Raw genomic sequence first — 17,121 nt, 5'->3', positions numbered from 1 at the left:
AACAGTTCGGAGCTGTGGACGACCTCTTGGGTTTTGGGGTCCGCGGAAACTGGGACGCCGTATTTGCTGGCAGCGTCTTTGAGCGGGGGTGCCGGTTGCGAAAACCCGGTTCGGGTCATCGGCGAGACCGTGCCTGTCCGTCCAGTCCTTCACATCAGTTGGCCTCGGGTGAAAGGAGTTGGCGTTGATGGACTGGACGACCACCTGACTGGCTGCTGCCCCGAGATCATGGTCTGCTGCGGCGACATCCGGGCCAGCAGCATGCACAGGTCTTCGCCCCGGTCGTCATCAAGGGACAGGACGACTGCTTTCCCTCGGCACTGGGATAAGCTCACCGGCGTTCCGGCGGGCACCGGCGTTCCGGCGGGCACCGGCATCGCCGCGGAAAAAGCATGCCTATATGCCCAGGATCAGGGTCTCGTCCGCGCGCGGTTCACCGGCTGCGCGGGCAAAGGCCTCAAAGCCTGCCAGGACGGTCTCCTGTTCGGAACCGGACAGTCGGCTGAGCACCTCGGATATCTCCTGCCGACGGGCCCGGGTGACCTCGGCGTAGATGCGCGAGCCCTCTATTGTGAGGGAAATGATCACCTCACGGCGATTCTCGGTGCTCTCGGATCTGGCGATCAGGCCCCCGGCCACCATGCGGTCCGCGAAACGGCTGAAGCTGGATTGGTTGGCGCCCAGCCGCAGTGCAAGCTCTCCCATTCGGAGCGGGCCGAAGTTCGACAGCACCACCAGCACCCTGAACTGTGGAAGTGTCACCGCGTCCATGACCAGCGCCAAGGACCGGGCAATAACACCCAGCAGCGCCCGGGACGCGGTCAGCGACTTATCGACTACTTCATAGCCTGGGCCAACGGGCGCATCGGGCCGGGATGCGGCGGCAGCGCCGGGTGATGATAATGTCATGGTTGCTATAGTACATATATTGCACCCCTGCATACATATTCTAACAAGGAGTTTGACGTGACCGCGCTGCATTCGACCGGCCGACGCTGGTTGCCCGGCGGAAGGAGCGTCCGGAAGCTGCCGATGCGGCTCGGGGGAACTTCCTACCAGTGGGTTGCGATGGCCATCCTCGTTGGTGCAGGCGCGGGACTGGCCGCCGTCGCGTTTCGCTGGCTGATCAGCACCGCCACCCTCATCTTTACCGGCACGGCGGATTACTCCGCCAGCCAAGGCCACCCCGGCCATCCATGGGCGCCTTGGCTGGGTGGATTTTTCGTTGTCGTGGCCCCGGTTGTCGGCGGACTGTTATATGGACCCTTGGTCCAGCGCTTCGCCCCCGAGGCCCGTGGCCACGGCGTCCCCGAAGTGATGTACGCCGTCAGCCAGCACGGCGGCAGGATCAAAGGCCGGGTTGCCCTGGTCAAAGCGCTGGCCTCAGCCTTCTGCATCGGCTCCGGAGGATCCGTCGGCAGGGAGGGCCCCATCGTCCAGATCGGCTCGGCGCTGGGGTCCTGGCTCGCCCGCGTATTCCAGATGCCGGAATCCAGGGTCCGGGCGTTGGTTGCCTGTGGTGCGGCCGGTGGCATCGCCGCCACCTTCAACGCTCCGATTGCCGGGGTGTTCTTCGCCTTGGAACTCATCCTCGCCGATTTTGCCGCCGGATCCTTCGGCGCGGTCGTCCTTGCGTCGGTGACGGCCTCCATCATTGGGCGCAGCTTCCTGGGCAACGAGGCTTTCCTGAAGTTACCACCCTTCACGATCACCTCGGCCGCTGAGTACCCCTTGTTTATCCTGTTGGGCCTGCTCGCAGCGATTGCCGGCGTCGGCTTCACCAGGATCCTGTACCTGTTCGAGGATTTGTGCGACTGGGCGTGGCGCGGACCGGCGTGGCTGCGGCCCGCAGCCGGCGGCGTACTTCTGGGATTGCTGCTGCTGGTCCTGCCGCAGATGTACGGCGTCGGCTACCCGGTCATGCAAGCCGGAGTCGCCGGTTCCTACGCCGCCGGGTTCTTGGTCCTGTTGCTCGTAGGTAAGATCGTGGCCACCAGCCTCACGATAGGCATCGGAGGCTCGGGCGGCGTTTTCGCGCCCTCACTGTTCATCGGCGCCATGCTCGGGGCCGCCTTCGGAGAGGTCGCCGGATTGCTGTCACCGGCCCTGCACGGACAGGTCGGAGCCTTCGCCTTGGTGGGCATGGGCGCGGTCTTCGCCGGAGCCGCACGGGCGCCGATAACGTCCGTCATCATCATGTTCGAACTCACCGGCGAATACTCCATCATCCTGCCCCTGATGCTGGCGATCGTCGTCGCCACCGGCGTTTCAAAAATCATGAGCCGAGACACCATTTACACCCTCAAACTGCGCCGCCGCGGAATCGATCTGGAGCGGCACCCGGGCACGGAACTTTTGAGCCGAACCCGCGTTGACGCCGTCATGGACACCTCGTTCCGGGCCCTTCCGGGACATCTGAGCGTCGCGGAAGGTGCCCGACGGCTGCTGACTGCCAAACACCCGGCCCTTCCCGTCATCGGTGCAGATGGGACGCTGACCGGTATTGTCACTGTTCAGCACCTTGCGAACGTGCTGAACGACGACGACGACGAAAGGGACCGCATTCCCCTCTCCGAGGTCGCCGAAATGCCAGCAACGGTGCTGCCCGAGGACACGCTTCAAATGGTCCTCGGTGCCGTGCTGGGCTCCTCCTCAAACGCGGGCCTTCCGGTTACAGATGCAGACGGTTCGCTGCACGGTTGGCTGAACCAGGAATCGGTTCTGCGCATCCTTTCGCGCACTAATGCATTACCGGCATCGGGTGCAGAACAAAGGCCCGGCAGCCCTCGCCCGTCCGCTCAGCCACGGCCGCGTCCCGGCTCCGGCGGGAAACGCACACTCGTGCGACGAAAATTCCAAAGGGCGCCCCATGCACAGCCCAATAATGACCACCGTTCCGGAGCCGACATGAACAACCGCACATCTCCCTCGCAACGGCAGCATGCCGGTACCGCCCGGACCGAACGTCCCCAGGTTCACACGAACGGGGGAACGTTCCTGGTCTTCCCCGACGGCCACGTAGTCACAGTCACTAATGAAAAGTATGAACAGGGCCGCCGTGCACTGGCCCGCGTCGCCTTCGCAGACCCAAGGCCGGCAGCGCTGGACCAGGCAACGGAGGATTTCCGGCGCACCGAAGAAGAATGCTTCCTGGAATTCGGACTCATTCGCCACGGCAACGAATGGGTTTTCGCCGAGCAGTCAGGACCGTAAGCGCGAAACGGTGCGGTTGCCGAGCGGTGCCTACAGGATTTCCACCCGATGGCAGAGGACTAGTCGTTGACGGCTGCACGGCCATAGGTCGACGCAGAAACGCCTCAACTGCTGCCATGGCCCGTCCGGCTCCTGGCCGAAGAGGTCGTGGCACGGACCTGAGCTGCCGCGGAGCTGGATCAGCCCGCTGCGGCTTCCTCGGACTCCTCGCCCTGTTTGACGATATCGCCGTCCTTGAAGAGGATTCCCCTCGCGATATCGCGCCATTGCGGCGTTCGGCGAAAAAGGAACTCAAGCTCCATACTGAAGTGCTTATACTCTTCACCCAGCGAATCTTTCATGATGGAACGCGCACTCTCGTCGGGCTCAACCGAAATACGCTGGACATACCATCCGATGGCCTCGGATTCCTCACTCAAGCTCGCACACATTCGCGCGAATGTTCGCGTTTCAGCTGACAGCTCTTCTGGCGGCTCATGATATTGATCGAATCCCATTTTCGTTCCCTGCCTAATAGAGAGCAACCCGAACCAAAAACGATTTTCGCTTCCCCCGATCCTCGGAGGGTTGCCGACGGTTGAGGCTTTACCCCGATCCCGTGCGGGCAGCCGTGCGCCAAGCTTCACAACGAAGGTTGAAAGTCTATGCCGGGAACGGCGTATCAGTCGAGACCCTGTCCGGGTCGCCAGACCCCGTAACTGGCCGACTCGACGGCAGCGGACAAAGCGGCCAGAACGATGCGCCGTTCTTCATCGAAGTCCTGCTTGGCGATGCGGAAGCGTATTCGCTGCAGGTGCGCGGCGATGGCACGCTGATGCACAGGGTCGCGGGTCTGCCAGGCGAGTTCGCGCAGCATCAATAGCAACTGGGTGCAGACGACAGGATCGCTTCCGCCGTAGTGCAGAGGCTGTTCCACGGCCAGTTTCAATAGTTCCGGCAGACTGCGCCGACGCTGGACGACGCGAGCGCGAGAGTCGTCATCTTGCAGAATTCGAGCGCCGAGGTCGTGTCGGGCGAATTCGCACAGGAGCGCGGAGATGTGACCCAAGCAGTGCACCGCGGTCGTCGGATCATTGATGCCTGGGGAGAGCGCCTTTAGTGCAACGTCAACCAACTGTCGCAGACCGTAGGCCACGTCCTGGACCGAGGTGCGCTCCTTGCCGATGGTGACTGCGCGGATGATGCGCTGATGAAGCCGTGCCACGGCATCTTCGGCGACTGAATCGTTCGGGTTCAGCAGCCACCAGAAGGCAAATGGCGTGCCGGCGACAACGTGATCTCCGGGTGCGAGGTCGATCAGAAGCACGACGCCGGCCTCCTCGGCTGCCTCGCGCAAAATGCTCTCCTCAACGGCGGTAATGAAGCCGGAAGACTCCGCGGCCAACATCCGGGCATCCGGTGGTGGAACCGGCGGCGGACTATGCCGGTTCGAGGCCGGCTCCGCGGCAGCTTCCTGCAACGTCGCCGTCGCGTTACTGTGCACGTGGCTGAGGATGGTTTCGATTCGGATCTGCCGGACGATGTGGGCCAGGAACAGCACCAGGCCCAGCACGCTGGCAAGAGCCAGAAGAAAGGAGACGGTCACCGACAGCTGCGGAGCAAAGTCCGGCTCTCCTTGGAGGCCAGTGCGGACCGTTCTCAACACCGTCAAGGCGAAGACGAAGGTGGCCAGGAACAAGGCCAGCGTCCGCTGGACGAAGGGGTCGCTGGCAAAAGTTCGCAACAAGCGCGGTGAGAACTGACTGCTCGCCAACTGGAGCGTCACCACGGTCAGCGAAAAGGTCAGAGATGTGACGGTGATCATGGATGATGCGATCGCGCCCAGCACCGACCGGGCCGCATCGGCATCACCACCGAACAGCAATTCGGACATAGCTGGTGGAAGCTGGGCGTCCACGGCCGCGTCAAGTCTGGTCAGCCCAATGCCGAGCGCGACCGACGACAAGACCGCCATGGTCGGTAAGGGCCACAGCCGTGACCGGTAAGCGTCCTTCAACGCGCGCCGGCCTCCGGGAAAGATTCTTGGCTTACTCATGCTGTCCCTTATCAGTTGGATTCATGCCGGGCAGGAACACACACCTATGGTAAAAGTAGTTGATGCTGCTCGTGCGAGCCATGATGACGGGCATCTTTTTGCTGTCGGCTTGGATCATTTGAGCTGGCGGCCACAGAGATAGTCGTCGAGTCCTACGGGTGAGGCGATGCCCTGGGAATGCACACTGCCAGAGCCTTCCACGGGGCGCCTGTCAGGACCGAGGATATGATGGTAGACCTGTGGCATGTGGTTTGATACTTGGCCAGCGGTACTCCGCATACCCATCATCGGCGCCGTGTCCTCCGCAACGCTCGTCCTCTTGCTGCTTGGCTGTGGTAAACGAACACTGGGCCAACTGAACGCCTTCGACTTCATCGTGCCCGTGGCGCTGGGATGAACGCTTGCCAGCGTTCTGCTCAATTCCTCCGTCTCCGGGTCCGAGGGCATCGCCGCCCTGGCACTTCTGGCATTCCTGCAATTCCTCGTGGCCTGGACAACGGCGCGCCACCCCAAGGTGCGCACCCTGCTAACGGCTGAGCCGGCCCTGCTGCTGCGTCACGGCTGCATCCTGCCTGATGACTTGCGCAAAAACCGGCTGACCGTGTCCGAGGTCCATCAGACGATTCGCAGCAGAGGTTCAGGCGACGTTGCCGATATAGCCGCCGTAGTCATGGAAACGAACGGCACTATCAGCGTCATTACGAAGTCAAAGATCGGCAGCGGCTCGGCGCTCGTCGGAGTACGCGATGCCTCGTCACCACGGTAACCAGCAGGTACCGACGGGACGCTCGGACAGTCGCCTGCTCAATTCTGAGGTGATTTCTCAGGGGCGTTCCGCTTCGCCGTGGGGCCGATGATGGTCTGCTGACCTTCCGTTCTGCCGTTGCTTTGGCGTGATTTCCTCGTGGGATTCAGACAGGACGCGTGTATTCCGGTCGAACCCATCGCCTAATCGTGCGTAGGGCGCCAGCATTTCCGCCAACTCTATTTCTTCCGTCTCTGCCACGTAAACCGTAGATCCCACAACGTCGTAGGGGTTCCACGCAGAACGTCCGCTCTGCGGATCCGCGCTGTGAGGACGCGGATTCAGCGGCCCCCACTCTTCGGTCGCTACCCGATAACCACCCAGTGCAGAACTAATAGTCCTCAAGCCCGTCCGGCCGCAGGTGAACGCAGATTCCTCGATCATACGTCCTGATGATCTTCCACCAGAGCCACCACTGCGTTCATCACGTCCTGGCCCCTGTCCTCGCGGATCGCCGTAAGTGGTGTATCTTCACCCAGATTCGGATTACCGCCAATAAACCAGGCACGGGCCAGATGATCGCTTTCAGCATCAGCGATCTGCCGCCAGGCTCGATGCGCCAACCGCAGGCGCCGTTCAAAGTCCGGGCCCGGCACCGGCTCAAATTGCATCACGAATACACCGCGAACAAGCTGCTTCCCTCGTAGGCAGTCGCGTTTTCGGCAGGGCTCAGCGAGCTTACCGGTCCAAGCCTTGCTTCTGGGCAACCCTTGGCGTTAATGCTCGGCGCCCCCGTCGAGGAAATGCGGTTGCTCTGAAACCCAGCATATACACGTCCCAAGTCCGATCAGCAGACCCAGCCAGGACAGTGGTAGGACTCGGGCGCCCTCAGCGACTCAGCGTAGGTAACTGACGGCTGGTTCCGACGCTCCCGCTGGCTGGATCGTCGAATTTGGTGTGCTCGTTGTGGCCAGACTCCCTCTCATCTGATGAACGCAAGCAGCGACACCAACGTGCCAGTGCTGGATCAGCATCTTGGACACCCGGTTCCACTCTCTGAAAGCAGATGCGCGTCAATAAATAGATTTTCAGGAGCTTTCCGGCGCGGGGCGTCCTGCGGCCATTCAGCCCGCCCCTAGCAGGTAAGCTGATCCAGCATAATCCGGGGGTCGCACCGCCCTATCGTCAACCTCACCGCCGCCGTCTCAGCCGCTGTCCCCATTAGGAAGGCATCCCGATGTATAGACGTTGGGACATTCACTGATTCAAGGACGTCAGGCAATCGTTGAAAATGCCGACGATAGCACCATTCCACCGCCACCAAGAAGCGACATCTGGTCCGGGGATGCTGCAAGAAGGATCACGGGGGGCACTCCGCGATGGGGAGAAAACTCATGCATCCATCTTTTAAGGGCCAATCGCATGGGCTCTCCTCCTCCACATACGTCGCCGTGCATGATGTAGGTCCCCGAAGCCAAGACCTGCTCGTTGTTTGCCATTCCGACGGCCAAATTCCGCGCGTAGGTATCCAACAACTTTTCGGCATCGGGTACCTTTTCCCTGGACAGCTTTACCAGTTGCCTGCAATCCATGGTCGCTGCGGCGGGCAGCTCGAGGGTGCCCGCAGTTTCACGAAGCCAGCCCAGAGTAGCGATGGTTTCCCAACATCCGTTTCGGCCGCAGCGACATTGAATTCCGTCCAATTGGACAGTCGTGTGCCCGGATTCCCCTCCTGCACCGTCCTTTCCACGGACAATTTCCCCACAATAGACGATTCCAAATCCCAACGCCTCACCCGTGTAAACAGACGCGAAGTCCTGGATGTTTCTTCCCAAGCCAAACCATCGATCACCTAAGGCCTGCACACGGGGGTGGTGGTCCACCAGCACGGGAACCCCAAAGCGACTACCAAGAATATTGCCGATCTCCATTCCGCCTAGGGCCGGCGTCAGGTGCATGGAGATGATCTGGCCGGTGCTGGCGTTCACCATCCCGGAGGCGGCCACCCCAATCCCGATGATTTCCTGGCCCTGAAAGCACTTATCAGTGACCGCGATAATAGCTGCCCGCAAGTGCTCCGCCGTCGAAGTCCTTCCATAGTCCATGGACTCGCATAGACGGATGCCTCCGTCGATTCCCATGAGCGCAGCTTCCACTCTGTCCGGGGAGATTTGAACGCCGCCCAACATCGGACCGTCATGGCCGAACCAGAGCGGCCTCGCTGGCTTGCCTCCAGTAACGGGAGCGGACACGGCTGGCCCTTCCACGAGGGCTCCCGTATCGATCAGAGGTTGAAGGATAGTGGCAATCGTTGCCCTGTTGACGCTGAGTTCCCTCGCGAGCTGTGCCCTACTGGCTGGGCCACCAGTGTGGAGAACCTGCAGAACGCGGGCACGATTCGCCTGCCCGATGCGCGATGCCGTGATGAGCCGAGGGCCTGAACCCCTTGTGCGAAGATGCAGAGCACCGGCAACATCTCTTGGCTCTCGAACATCAGTCATCCCTGGGCTCCATTTCATCCCGTAACTCTTCCACGCTGATCATAGACAGACTCTAACCGACGTATGTATGCTGTGGAGTCATACATACAAAGGTGGTGGGCGTCACAATATTGACAGCGCTTTACTGTCGCCGCACATAACTTTCAGAAGGAGCCCCACCGAATGACACATACACCCGTCTTGGGGATCATTGGCGGTGGGATCCGCGGCAGCCTATTCGCCCGCTCCATTCAGGAGAACACTGCAGCCAAGCTGGGTGCCCTCTGTGACCCCAGCCCCCTTGCCCGCGCCAACGCTACCGCGGCATTTGGGGTCCCGGCTTTTGCCACCGTGGACGAGATGATCGCCGCAGTACCCGGGCTTACCGCCGCCGTCATCGCCACGCCGGATTTCGCGCACCGGGACGCCGCCGTGCTTTGCGCATCCAACGGACTGGACCTGATGGTGGAAAAACCGTTGGCTACCAACACCACAGACGCTAGAGCCATCGTAGACGCCGCCAAAAACGCCGGAACGCGCATCATGGTGGGCTTTGAAAACAGATGGAATCCACGTTTCAACATCGTTCATAGCCTGCTCCACGAAGCGGATCACGGACAGATCGTCAATCAGATAGGCAATCTCAACGACACTCTTTTCGTCCCAACTATGATGCTCTCCTGGGCCGCAAAGAGCTCTCCTGCATGGTTCCTGATGCCCCATTCACTCGACCTGGCCATATGGCTGGGAGGTGCACTGCCTGTAGAGGTGCACGCCGTCGGAGTTAAGAAAATGCTTCCGGCCATGGGAATCGACACTTGGGACGCCATAACCGCGACGTTCACTATGAGCGACGGCTCTTACGTCGTTCTCAATTCGTCGTGGGTTCTGCCAACGTCGGCGCCGGCCGTCTATGACTTCCGATACGAAATCCAGACGACTCGGGGTGCATTCCACATTGACGGCGCAAACCACGGCGTAACCCACTATTCCTCTGACAGGCTCACTTGGGAGCAGTGGGGCGTGCTCGAACGCGGGGGCCGCATTTCCGGCGTCCCTGTGGACATGGTGAACGACTTCGTTGAGCTGCTTCTGGGCACCAAATCCGACCTACCCGATGCTGCCGACGGATTGCTGGTCACCCAAGCCATCGAGGCTGTCCACGAATCTCTCGAAAAAAACCGCGCCGTAACCATTGCAAGCTAGCCACATGCCTTGCCTAACAAGAACAGAAGGACACGCCATGAATTCGCACTCAGCATTCGATCAGCACCTGAACCGTCGTCGTCTTCTTCAGCTGGGCGGCATGACTTTGGGCGGACTTGCCTTAGCCGGTTGCAGCGGAACCTCATCGACGGCAACCAGTGACACGCCCCTGAAGACGGGGTCAAAGCCCGGCGGCCAGATCAGTATCCTCGATGACAACACGAACAACGTATTCAAAGACAGCACCATCAAGGCGTTTCAGGATCAGACCGGCATCAAGGTTGCCACATATCAGCAGGGAAACTTCAACGATCTGCATGACAAAATGGCCACCATGTTTTCAGCGCAGGACGCGTCCTTTGACGTCGTCATGACGTGGGCAGGATGGTCGGCAGAGTTTGGCCAAGCAGGATGGCTGCAGGAACTGGACAAGGAATCCGTTCCCAAGGACTTGATCCAGCCGGCCCTCGATGCCGTTTCCTGGGGCGGGAAGATCTACGGACTGCCAAAGTTCACCAGCGTCCAGACCATGTTCTGGAATAAGAAGCTATTCCAGGAAGCAGGAATCGATAGCGACACAGCTCCGGCAACCTGGGATGAGTTTGTAACCGTGGCTAAAAAACTTACCCAGGACGGCCAGTACGGATACGCCTGCGATATGGGTAATCCAGCCGGTGCCTATCAGAACTTTCTGCGGGTGCTGCTGCTCAACGGCGGCGAAATGTATGACGCGGACTACAACCCGACTTTCGCAACTGACAAGGGCGTCGACGCACTGTCCAAGTTGGTGGACCTGCTTCAAGTCCACAAAGTTATGGATCCCGCCTCTCTGCAGACCACCAACTCTTCGGATCTTGGTGACCAGTTTGCCCGTGGCAAAACCGGCATCGTCTTCAACTGGCCCTTCCAGTACGCCGCTGCGACGGGGCCCAAGTCAACCCTCGATAAGGCAACGGTGGGCAATGGTTTAATTCCGGGGATGTCGGTCAGGTCGGCCTCGATCGACGGATCCGAAGGGTTTGCCATCAACAAGTTCTCCAAGAATAAGGACGCGGCGCTGGCATGGCTCCAGTTTGTCACCACCGGGGCCGTCCAGCAGCAAATAGTTCAAAAGGAAGGCTGGTTCCCCGTTTCAAAATCCATTCTTGACGACCCGGCTTCCCTGGCTGCCCTGCCTGTACTTAAGACCTACCAGGAGTCCACCCAATATGTGACAAAAAGATACGGCACGCCGTGGGACAGTGAATTTGACCAGGCCCTCTCCGTGCAGCTCATCAACGCCATGAATGGCAAAACCAGCCCCAAAGAAGCGCTGGACGCCGCACAAAAGACAGCGCAGGATCTCGTCAAGAAGTACCTGAAGAAGTAGATCATGAGGCGTATCGCGACTGCGCCCGCTCATGTGGACAAAGCCCGGAAGAAGGACCTGCGGTTTGGACTAATGCTCGCGGCCCCCGCCGTGTTCATAGTTTTACTGTTGCTGGGGTATCCCATGGGCTACGCCTTCTACATGTCTTTTCAACAATGGAACGACAAACTGGGGATGGACCATCCTTTTACGGGTCTGAGCAACTACACGGACCTGATATCCGATCCGCAGTTTCACGGGGCCATGGCCCGCACGGCCTACTTCTCTGTAATAACTGTTTTGGGTGGCGTCGCACTGGCCGTCGCCATAGCGCTGCTGCTCAACCGGGAATTCAAGGGTCGCACCATCGCCAGAGTCCTTTTGCTGGTGCCGTGGGCTGTGCCACCGGTCGTCAACGGGATTATGTGGAAACTGATTTTTGACGGAACGAGCGGCATCTTGAACGGTCTTTTGAAAAGTATGGGTCTCATTAAAGAAAATGTTCAATGGCTGGCAGACCCATCAACTGCAATGAATATCCTGATTTTCGCAGAAATGTGGAAACTACTGCCTTTCCTCTGCCTCTTGATGCTCGCAGCTCTCCAAGGTATCCCCGAAAATCTCCACAAGGCCGCGTCCATCGACGGGGCCGGCGCCTGGAACAAATTCTGGCGCATCATCCTTCCCAACATCCGCGGACCTTTGATGTTCGCCTTAATCGTGCAGTCCATGTGGTCGCTCAAGGTTTTTGACACCATATACGTTCTCACCGGCGGCTCCGGCGGACCGGCAGAAGGAACCACGACCATCAACTTCCTGGCCTATCTCACCAATTTCAGCAATCTGGACCGGGGCTACGGGTCAGCGATGGCGGTGACCATCATGGTGTTGGTGCTTCTGGTAACGGCGTTCTGGATCCTGCTCTTCGGACGCCTCAACCGGTCCAAAGGAGACATCAATGACTAAGTCCCGGCGAATTTCACGCCACGTCAAACGTCGTATGACCGCAATCGCGTGCAGCATCCTTGTACTCCTGGTGATGCTCTTCTTCCTGGCTCCCTTCGTCTGGATGATCATTTACAGCATCTACCCCTCTCAAGTACTTCAGGGCGGGATACCTGACCTCTCCGCCAACCTGACTGCGGGGGCCTATGCGCGGCTGTTCTCCGATACGAGCTTCCTGGTTCCCATGGGCAACTCGGCCATTGTCGGTATCTCGACCACCCTGATCTGCATGACCGTGGGCTCGGCGTGTGCCTATGCAATTGCCAGATTCCGTTTCCGGGGACGGCAAACCCTGCTGATGAGCATGATGACGGTTCAGGCAATCCCCGTAATAGTTTTAGCGGTGCCGTTGTTCATACTGCTGCGTTCCGTGGGACTCTATGACCAGCTTTTTGGTCTCATTCTCACGTACACGGCGTTCATCCTGCCGCTGGTGATCTGGATGATGGTCGGCTTCTTCGAAGACCTTCCCCCGAGCCTGGAACGGGCCGCCCGCATCGATGGATGCAGCCGATTCCAGATTATGTACAAAATCGCCTTCCCGTTGGCGGCGCCAGGAATGGCCGCAACGGCAATCCTGGCGTTCATTACCAGCTGGAGTGACTTCTTTCTCGCCAAGGTTCTGACCTCCAGCAACGCCGTCACCCTGCCTGTCAAGACCGCAGCTTTTCAAGGACTGTTTGCCATGGATTACACCTCGGCGGCCACAGCTGGCGTCATCACGGCGGTCCCCGTCCTCATTCTTACTCTCATAGCCCAAAAGTGGATCATTCGTGGTCTTACCGAAGGCGCGGTGAAAGGCTAATCATGGCAGAAATCAAACTGATCAATGTGGCAAAGACCTATGGAAAAGGCCGCAAGGCGAAGAATGCAGTCCATGATCTGAGCTATACCATCGACGACGGCACATTCGTATCGCTGCTGGGGCCCTCCGGCTGCGGCAAGTCCACCACTTTGAACATGATCGCCGGCTTGGAAGACATCTCCGCCGGTGAGATCCTGATTGATGGGCACAGAGTGGATGATCTGGAGCCGGACAAAAGGGATCTCGCGTTCGTTTTCCAGGACTATGCACTTTATCCGCACATGTCCGTCTTTGAAAACATCGCGTTTGGACTACGCATGCGCAAGGTACCCAAAGCGGAAATCCATACAAGGGTTACCGACGCAGCACGCCGCCTGGACATCGAACACGTCCTCTCAAACAGACCTAGGGCGCTTTCCGGGGGACAACGCCAACGTGTCGCGCTCGCCCGCGCCATCGCCCGCCGTCCTGCTGTCTTCCTCTTCGATGAACCGCTTTCCAACCTCGATGCGCTCCTGCGTGACCAGACCCGCAGCGAGCTGAAAATGCTCCACGCGGAGCTGGGCGCCACCAGTGTCTACGTCACCCACGATCAGGAGGAGGCCATGACCCTCTCGGACAAGATAGCGGTCATGAGCCGCGGGAAGCTGGAACAATTCGGCACGCCCTTTGAGGTGTACCACCAGCCTGCCACGGAGTTTGTTGCGTCGTTCGTTGGTAAACCGCGAATGAATCTCTTTACCGCAGCGAAATTAGCAAGCGGTCACTATGGGTTAAGCGGAACGCATTTCACCGTCAACGTCCCGGCTGTAAAAACACCGGAAATGCGGATCGGACTTCGCCCCGAGGAATGCGATCTACGTCCGCCGGACAGTGGAGAATCCGCGCACGGAACAGTCAGAACCGTGGAGCCCCTGGGCAATGTCTCGGACGTCATCCTGGACGTGGGCGACAGTCAGTTCCTGAGCCGCGTCCCTGGATTCGGAACATTCCAGCCAGGCGACGAAGTGGTCATCGATACGCAACGAGCCAGAGTCCACTGCTTCGACATTAGGACGGGGCTGCGTATCTGATGCCTCCAACGACACCGCGGGTTGAAAGAAAACGTGGTCCGGCGATGAGGCGCCACGTACAGAAGCGCATTCAGCGTCAGGCGCCGAAGAGGGTAACGGCGAAGTTATGCAACCACAGCCGACGGGTCTGCCCAAGGTTTAGTTGACAGTTTGGGCTGGTAGTTCAGGGAGCGGTTGAGTGGTCTGTTTATTGTCTCAAACTCGATCGGTGTTAGCTTGCCGAGTTGTCGTTGGCGGCGTCGGCGGTGGTAGGTTTTCTCGATCCAGACCACGATGGCCGGGCGTAGTTCTTCCCGGGTTTCCCAGCGCTTTTGGTTCAACGCAGACCAGGACCGTTGGCCGGTAGAAGTACCGACGCCCTCAATTGAGGTTTCGCCGAGATCACGCTCGTCGAGCTGTTGACATCGCTCCCGGCCGGGAGTTCACGGCGGTCTTTCGGTTACCACGCTGGAGCGCTGGATTGCCATTGCTCCGCACCGGCCGGGGCCCGGGACGGCGACCTCGGCCGTCGGGTCCTCGTTTAGCCGGACGCTCACCACCTGCCCCCGGGTGCCCACACCGGACCGGACATCCACCACGACTGAGGTCATTAGTTCTATGAAACTTACGGGTAAGCCCTGTCGGAGTGCTCGCCGGATGCGGGCAGCCCAGACCGGACGGGCGACTTCCGAATGGCGATTCGCATTGCTTTGTCGCGCCTTCCTTGGTGTTGGTCCAGCCCACAGCCAGGCAACGACTCATAGGCCCCTTACGGGCGACACCGGCGCAGGGTCAATATTTTACTTGACAGCTAATTAACCGTGTGGTTATCTTGGAACATGAGGACAGTCCGGAGCACCCCGTGAACACGGCAGTCGTTCAACCGCTTGACGCCACGTTCGCCGCGCTCTCCGATCCGACGCGCCGGGCGATCCTGGCCCGACTCGCCGGCGGTGACGCGACGGTCAATGAGCTGGCAGAGCCCTTCGAGCTGAGCCTGCCGGGCATCTCCAAGCACCTGAAGGTGCTCGAACGCTCGGGACTGATCAGCCGCCGCCGGCGCGCGCAGTTCCGCCCCTGCCACCTGGAGTGGCAGGCCCTCGAAGTCGCCGCCGACTGGATCGAGGAGAACCGACGTCTCTGGTCGGAGCGCTTCGACAAGCTCGACGACCACCTTCGCACCCTGGAAGCACCATCGAATGGAGAACTCCATGAATGAGCACGTACTGCGCTTCACCCGCATCTTCGACGCTCCGCGGCAACTGGTCTTCAGCTGCATGATCGAACCGGAGCATCTGACCCACTTCTGGGGCCCGATCGGAGTCAGCACACCCCTGGACACCATCACCGTGGACGCCCGCAGCGGCGGGGCCTTCACGACGGTCATGGTCAACGACGCCGACGGCAGCACCTACCCTACGAGCGCACGCTACGTTGAGGTGCGCGCACCGGAGCGGCTGTCCTGGATCGAAGACAAGTCGGGTATGACTGTGACCATCACCTTCACCGAACTCGGGGACGACCGAACGCAGGTCGACATCGAACAGACCAAGGTGCCAGCGGCCATGATGGATCCCGCTGCCCAGGCCGGATTCCTCACCTCTCTGGACCGATTCGGCGCTCACCTGGCGCAGCTGACAGGAGCAGACCGATGACCGCCGACGACGACCTGATGCCAACCATCGCCACTGAGCGGCGGACGTTCAGCGACGTGCTCGATGCCCTCCCCGAACAGGCCTGGAACACCCCCTCATTGTGCGCGGGCTGGCGGGTGCGCGAGGTGGTCGCGCACATGACCATGCCGCTGCGCTTCTCCGCACCGCGGTTCATAGGCGAGATGGTCCGCTCCCGGGGCAACTTCGCCCGCATGGCCGATCGGGTCGCCCGCCTGGACGCCCAGGCATCGATCGGCACGCTGCTCGACGGCTGGCGCACCAACGAGGACAACCGGTGGAAGCCGCCGAGCGGCGGCCTCAAGGGTGCCCTTACGCACGACGTCGTACACGGTCTGGATATCACCATCCCCCTCGGCATCGAGCACCCCGTCAGCGAGCCCGCCCTGCGCATAGTCCTCGACCACGCGACCAGCCCGTTGAGCCTGAAGCACTTCGGGCTGGACCTGACAGGCACCCGACTCGAGGCCGACGACCTGGACTGGGCCTTCGGGGACGGAGAACCGCTCCGCGGCGCTGCCCGCCATCTACTCATGGTGCTCATGGATCGCAGGCTGCCCCCCGTTACCTTTTTAGTAGCCCCTAATTGAGTAAGAATTGGGTTGCTGGCCTGTTGGTTCCCGGCATGATTTATGCCCCCAGTCTTCAATGATCCGGGGGGTGATGTCACCGGGATCCGATAGGTGTCAGGGGATCGCTAATAGGGACCGGACCAGCGGCAGTTTTTATCGTGGCAGGTCAGCCGTAACGTGGATGCCGACTCTTGTCGCCGCAGGACAGACCAGCGCTGTTTTACAGGTCTCGGATGCGGGAGGTTTTGAGGTTGATTAAGGATTACGAGAGTATCGATGTCTTCATCGGAGTCGATGTCGGCAAGAGCAATCACCACGCGGTGGCGCTGGATAAATCCGGGAAGAAGCTGCTCGAAGCGGCTTGACAAAAACATAGGGACACCCCCCCCCCGGCGTGCTTTCCGGCGCGACGGCCAGCCGGTTCACGACTGGGTGATTCGGCCCCGACCGGCCGGACGCCCTGGGTCCACAACTAAAACGCTCAAGCGAGCAGATGCACAGGTGCCACTCTAGGGCGCCGGTCCTGCAAAGCTGTCACGGGCACCGTACAGGCCAAGGTTGACTTTCCTCCGCCACGAACCAACGCCGGAGAGACGCTCATACGAGTCGTTGCCAGTTTCGACGTCCAAGATGGCGGAAACGTTGTCCAGCGTTCAGGACCGACGTCCGGGACAGAAACCGGGCGCCCCGGAAGTCGCGAGCTGCCCGCAGAAGGAGACGCAGAACTATGCCAGCCCCGCTGGCATAGCGCGAACCAGACGACAGCAACAGCACCGATGCCGGGGCCGCGGCCGCCGACGAGTCAAGAAAAACGATTGCCCGTTTCACTGTCAGATCATGAACGGCAGCTCAATCCTCACCATGAACATGTACAGGATCCACTCAGCGGCCGCAGCTCCGGAGAGAATCTACCGATAAGTCTTCTAAGTGCGAGCCATCGCAACGATGAATCTGTCTACGAACCAACCAGCTATCCAAGGTTCACTA

General features: G+C 60.1%; 17 protein-coding genes and 1 pseudogene. 11 read left to right on the top strand and 7 right to left on the bottom strand.

Annotation, left to right across the window (positions count from 1 at the left end):
• Positions 1 to 396: 396 nt before the first annotated feature.
• Positions 397 to 909, bottom strand: coding sequence for a MarR family transcriptional regulator (locus tag ACLLJI_RS07980; protein WP_434620001.1), 513 nt, complete (start codon positions 907 to 909; stop codon positions 397 to 399).
• Between the two features lie 57 nt (positions 910 to 966).
• Between ACLLJI_RS07980 and ACLLJI_RS07975 the strand changes: the two genes are divergently transcribed.
• Complete coding sequence (locus ACLLJI_RS07975; protein WP_434619998.1) at positions 967 to 3,213, top strand: chloride channel protein; 2,247 nt, start codon at positions 967 to 969, stop codon at positions 3,211 to 3,213.
• A 179-nt stretch (positions 3,214 to 3,392) separates the two neighbouring features.
• Here ACLLJI_RS07975 and ACLLJI_RS07970 read toward each other — a convergent pair whose 3' ends face one another.
• Both ACLLJI_RS07970 and ACLLJI_RS07965 read right to left on the bottom strand, forming a co-directional pair.
• Entirely contained in the window at positions 3,393 to 3,710 is a 318-nt protein-coding gene (locus ACLLJI_RS07970) for a ferritin family protein (RefSeq protein WP_434619995.1), read from the bottom strand.
• A 164-nt stretch (positions 3,711 to 3,874) separates the two neighbouring features.
• Entirely contained in the window at positions 3,875 to 5,248 is a 1,374-nt protein-coding gene (locus tag ACLLJI_RS07965; protein ID WP_434619992.1) for a DUF2254 domain-containing protein, read from the bottom strand.
• 244 nt (positions 5,249 to 5,492) lie between these two features.
• Here ACLLJI_RS07965 and ACLLJI_RS07960 point away from each other — a divergent pair, with 244 nt between their 5' ends.
• Together ACLLJI_RS07960 and ACLLJI_RS07955 are read left to right on the top strand one after the other, a co-directional pair.
• Positions 5,493 to 5,645: a hypothetical protein gene (locus ACLLJI_RS07960; RefSeq protein ID WP_434619989.1), complete on the top strand. Its 153-nt coding sequence runs from the start codon at positions 5,493 to 5,495 to the stop codon at positions 5,643 to 5,645.
• A gap of 87 nt (positions 5,646 to 5,732) precedes the next feature.
• Positions 5,733 to 6,014 (top strand): YetF domain-containing protein, encoded by a 282-nt coding sequence (locus ACLLJI_RS07955; RefSeq protein WP_434619987.1) that lies wholly within the window; start codon positions 5,733 to 5,735, stop codon positions 6,012 to 6,014.
• 419 nt (positions 6,015 to 6,433) lie between these two features.
• Here ACLLJI_RS07955 and ACLLJI_RS07950 read toward each other — a convergent pair whose 3' ends face one another.
• Complete coding sequence (locus ACLLJI_RS07950; protein ID WP_434619985.1) at positions 6,434 to 6,664, bottom strand: hypothetical protein; 231 nt, start codon at positions 6,662 to 6,664, stop codon at positions 6,434 to 6,436.
• A gap of 603 nt (positions 6,665 to 7,267) precedes the next feature.
• Entirely contained in the window at positions 7,268 to 8,182 is a 915-nt protein-coding gene (locus ACLLJI_RS07945) for an ROK family protein (RefSeq protein WP_434619981.1), read from the bottom strand.
• A gap of 474 nt (positions 8,183 to 8,656) precedes the next feature.
• On the opposite strand from ACLLJI_RS07945, the gene ACLLJI_RS07940 reads away from it, so the two are divergent.
• Genes ACLLJI_RS07940 through ACLLJI_RS07920 form a run of 5 tightly spaced genes read left to right on the top strand, consistent with a single transcriptional unit; the run spans position 8,657 to position 13,910 of the window.
• Positions 8,657 to 9,679: a Gfo/Idh/MocA family protein gene (locus tag ACLLJI_RS07940; RefSeq protein ID WP_434619978.1), complete on the top strand. Its 1,023-nt coding sequence runs from the start codon at positions 8,657 to 8,659 to the stop codon at positions 9,677 to 9,679.
• A 37-nt stretch (positions 9,680 to 9,716) separates the two neighbouring features.
• Positions 9,717 to 11,048, top strand: coding sequence for a sugar ABC transporter substrate-binding protein (locus ACLLJI_RS07935; protein ID WP_434619975.1), 1,332 nt, complete (start codon positions 9,717 to 9,719; stop codon positions 11,046 to 11,048).
• A 3-nt stretch (positions 11,049 to 11,051) separates the two neighbouring features.
• On the top strand, positions 11,052 to 11,993 hold the full coding sequence (locus ACLLJI_RS07930; RefSeq protein ID WP_434619972.1) for a carbohydrate ABC transporter permease: 942 nt from the start codon (positions 11,052 to 11,054) through the stop codon (positions 11,991 to 11,993).
• A complete protein-coding gene (locus tag ACLLJI_RS07925; RefSeq protein ID WP_434619969.1) occupies positions 11,986 to 12,837 on the top strand; it encodes a carbohydrate ABC transporter permease in 852 nt (283 codons plus the stop codon). The genes ACLLJI_RS07930 and ACLLJI_RS07925 overlap by 8 nt, the downstream gene beginning before the upstream one ends.
• A gap of 2 nt (positions 12,838 to 12,839) precedes the next feature.
• Positions 12,840 to 13,910 carry an ABC transporter ATP-binding protein gene (locus ACLLJI_RS07920; RefSeq protein ID WP_434619966.1) on the top strand — a complete coding sequence of 357 codons (1,071 nt, stop codon included), beginning with the start codon at positions 12,840 to 12,842 and terminating at the stop codon, positions 13,908 to 13,910.
• Between the two features lie 182 nt (positions 13,911 to 14,092).
• On the opposite strand, the pseudogene ACLLJI_RS07915 reads toward ACLLJI_RS07920, so the two are convergent.
• Together ACLLJI_RS07915 and ACLLJI_RS07910 are read right to left on the bottom strand one after the other, a co-directional pair.
• Positions 14,093 to 14,224 (bottom strand): annotated as a pseudogene (locus ACLLJI_RS07915) (IS3 family transposase); the annotation flags it as partial.
• Positions 14,225 to 14,332: 108 nt separating this feature from the next.
• Positions 14,333 to 14,500, bottom strand: coding sequence for a hypothetical protein (locus ACLLJI_RS07910; RefSeq protein WP_434619963.1), 168 nt, complete (start codon positions 14,498 to 14,500; stop codon positions 14,333 to 14,335).
• A gap of 251 nt (positions 14,501 to 14,751) precedes the next feature.
• Here ACLLJI_RS07910 and ACLLJI_RS07905 point away from each other — a divergent pair, with 251 nt between their 5' ends.
• Genes ACLLJI_RS07905 through ACLLJI_RS07895 form a run of 3 tightly spaced genes read left to right on the top strand, consistent with a single transcriptional unit; the run spans position 14,752 to position 16,152 of the window.
• Complete coding sequence (locus ACLLJI_RS07905; protein WP_283560735.1) at positions 14,752 to 15,108, top strand: ArsR/SmtB family transcription factor; 357 nt, start codon at positions 14,752 to 14,754, stop codon at positions 15,106 to 15,108.
• The gene (locus ACLLJI_RS07900; protein ID WP_434619960.1) at positions 15,101 to 15,544 is read left to right on the top strand and encodes an SRPBCC family protein; all 444 of its coding nucleotides are present in this window, start codon (positions 15,101 to 15,103) and stop codon (positions 15,542 to 15,544) included. Before ACLLJI_RS07905 ends, ACLLJI_RS07900 begins: the two co-directional genes overlap by 8 nt.
• Entirely contained in the window at positions 15,541 to 16,152 is a 612-nt protein-coding gene (locus tag ACLLJI_RS07895) for a maleylpyruvate isomerase family mycothiol-dependent enzyme (RefSeq protein ID WP_434619957.1), read from the top strand. Before ACLLJI_RS07900 ends, ACLLJI_RS07895 begins: the two co-directional genes overlap by 4 nt.
• Positions 16,153 to 17,121 lie beyond the last annotated feature (969 nt).

Origin of the sequence: Arthrobacter sp. A5, assembly GCF_051131705.1 — a bacterium.
Lineage (GTDB): Bacteria > Actinomycetota > Actinomycetes > Actinomycetales > Micrococcaceae > Arthrobacter_M.
This window is presented reverse-complemented; position numbering and strand designations above follow the sequence as displayed.

Coding starts and splice junctions, on each gene's coding strand:
- ACLLJI_RS07980 (WP_434620001.1), bottom strand. CDS start 909: ATGACATTATCATCACCCGGCGCTGCCGCCGCATCCCGGCCCGATGCG.
- ACLLJI_RS07970 (WP_434619995.1), bottom strand. CDS start 3,710: ATGGGATTCGATCAATATCATGAGCCGCCAGAAGAGCTGTCAGCTGAA.
- ACLLJI_RS07965 (WP_434619992.1), bottom strand. CDS start 5,248: ATGAGTAAGCCAAGAATCTTTCCCGGAGGCCGGCGCGCGTTGAAGGAC.
- ACLLJI_RS07960 (WP_434619989.1), top strand. CDS start 5,493: ATGTGGTTTGATACTTGGCCAGCGGTACTCCGCATACCCATCATCGGC.
- ACLLJI_RS07950 (WP_434619985.1), bottom strand. CDS start 6,664: ATGCAATTTGAGCCGGTGCCGGGCCCGGACTTTGAACGGCGCCTGCGG.
- ACLLJI_RS07945 (WP_434619981.1), bottom strand. CDS start 8,182: ATGTTGGGCGGCGTTCAAATCTCCCCGGACAGAGTGGAAGCTGCGCTC.
- ACLLJI_RS07940 (WP_434619978.1), top strand. CDS start 8,657: ATGACACATACACCCGTCTTGGGGATCATTGGCGGTGGGATCCGCGGC.
- ACLLJI_RS07935 (WP_434619975.1), top strand. CDS start 9,717: ATGAATTCGCACTCAGCATTCGATCAGCACCTGAACCGTCGTCGTCTT.
- ACLLJI_RS07930 (WP_434619972.1), top strand. CDS start 11,052: ATGAGGCGTATCGCGACTGCGCCCGCTCATGTGGACAAAGCCCGGAAG.
- ACLLJI_RS07925 (WP_434619969.1), top strand. CDS start 11,986: ATGACTAAGTCCCGGCGAATTTCACGCCACGTCAAACGTCGTATGACC.
- ACLLJI_RS07920 (WP_434619966.1), top strand. CDS start 12,840: ATGGCAGAAATCAAACTGATCAATGTGGCAAAGACCTATGGAAAAGGC.
- ACLLJI_RS07910 (WP_434619963.1), bottom strand. CDS start 14,500: ATGACCTCAGTCGTGGTGGATGTCCGGTCCGGTGTGGGCACCCGGGGG.
- ACLLJI_RS07900 (WP_434619960.1), top strand. CDS start 15,101: ATGAATGAGCACGTACTGCGCTTCACCCGCATCTTCGACGCTCCGCGG.
- ACLLJI_RS07895 (WP_434619957.1), top strand. CDS start 15,541: ATGACCGCCGACGACGACCTGATGCCAACCATCGCCACTGAGCGGCGG.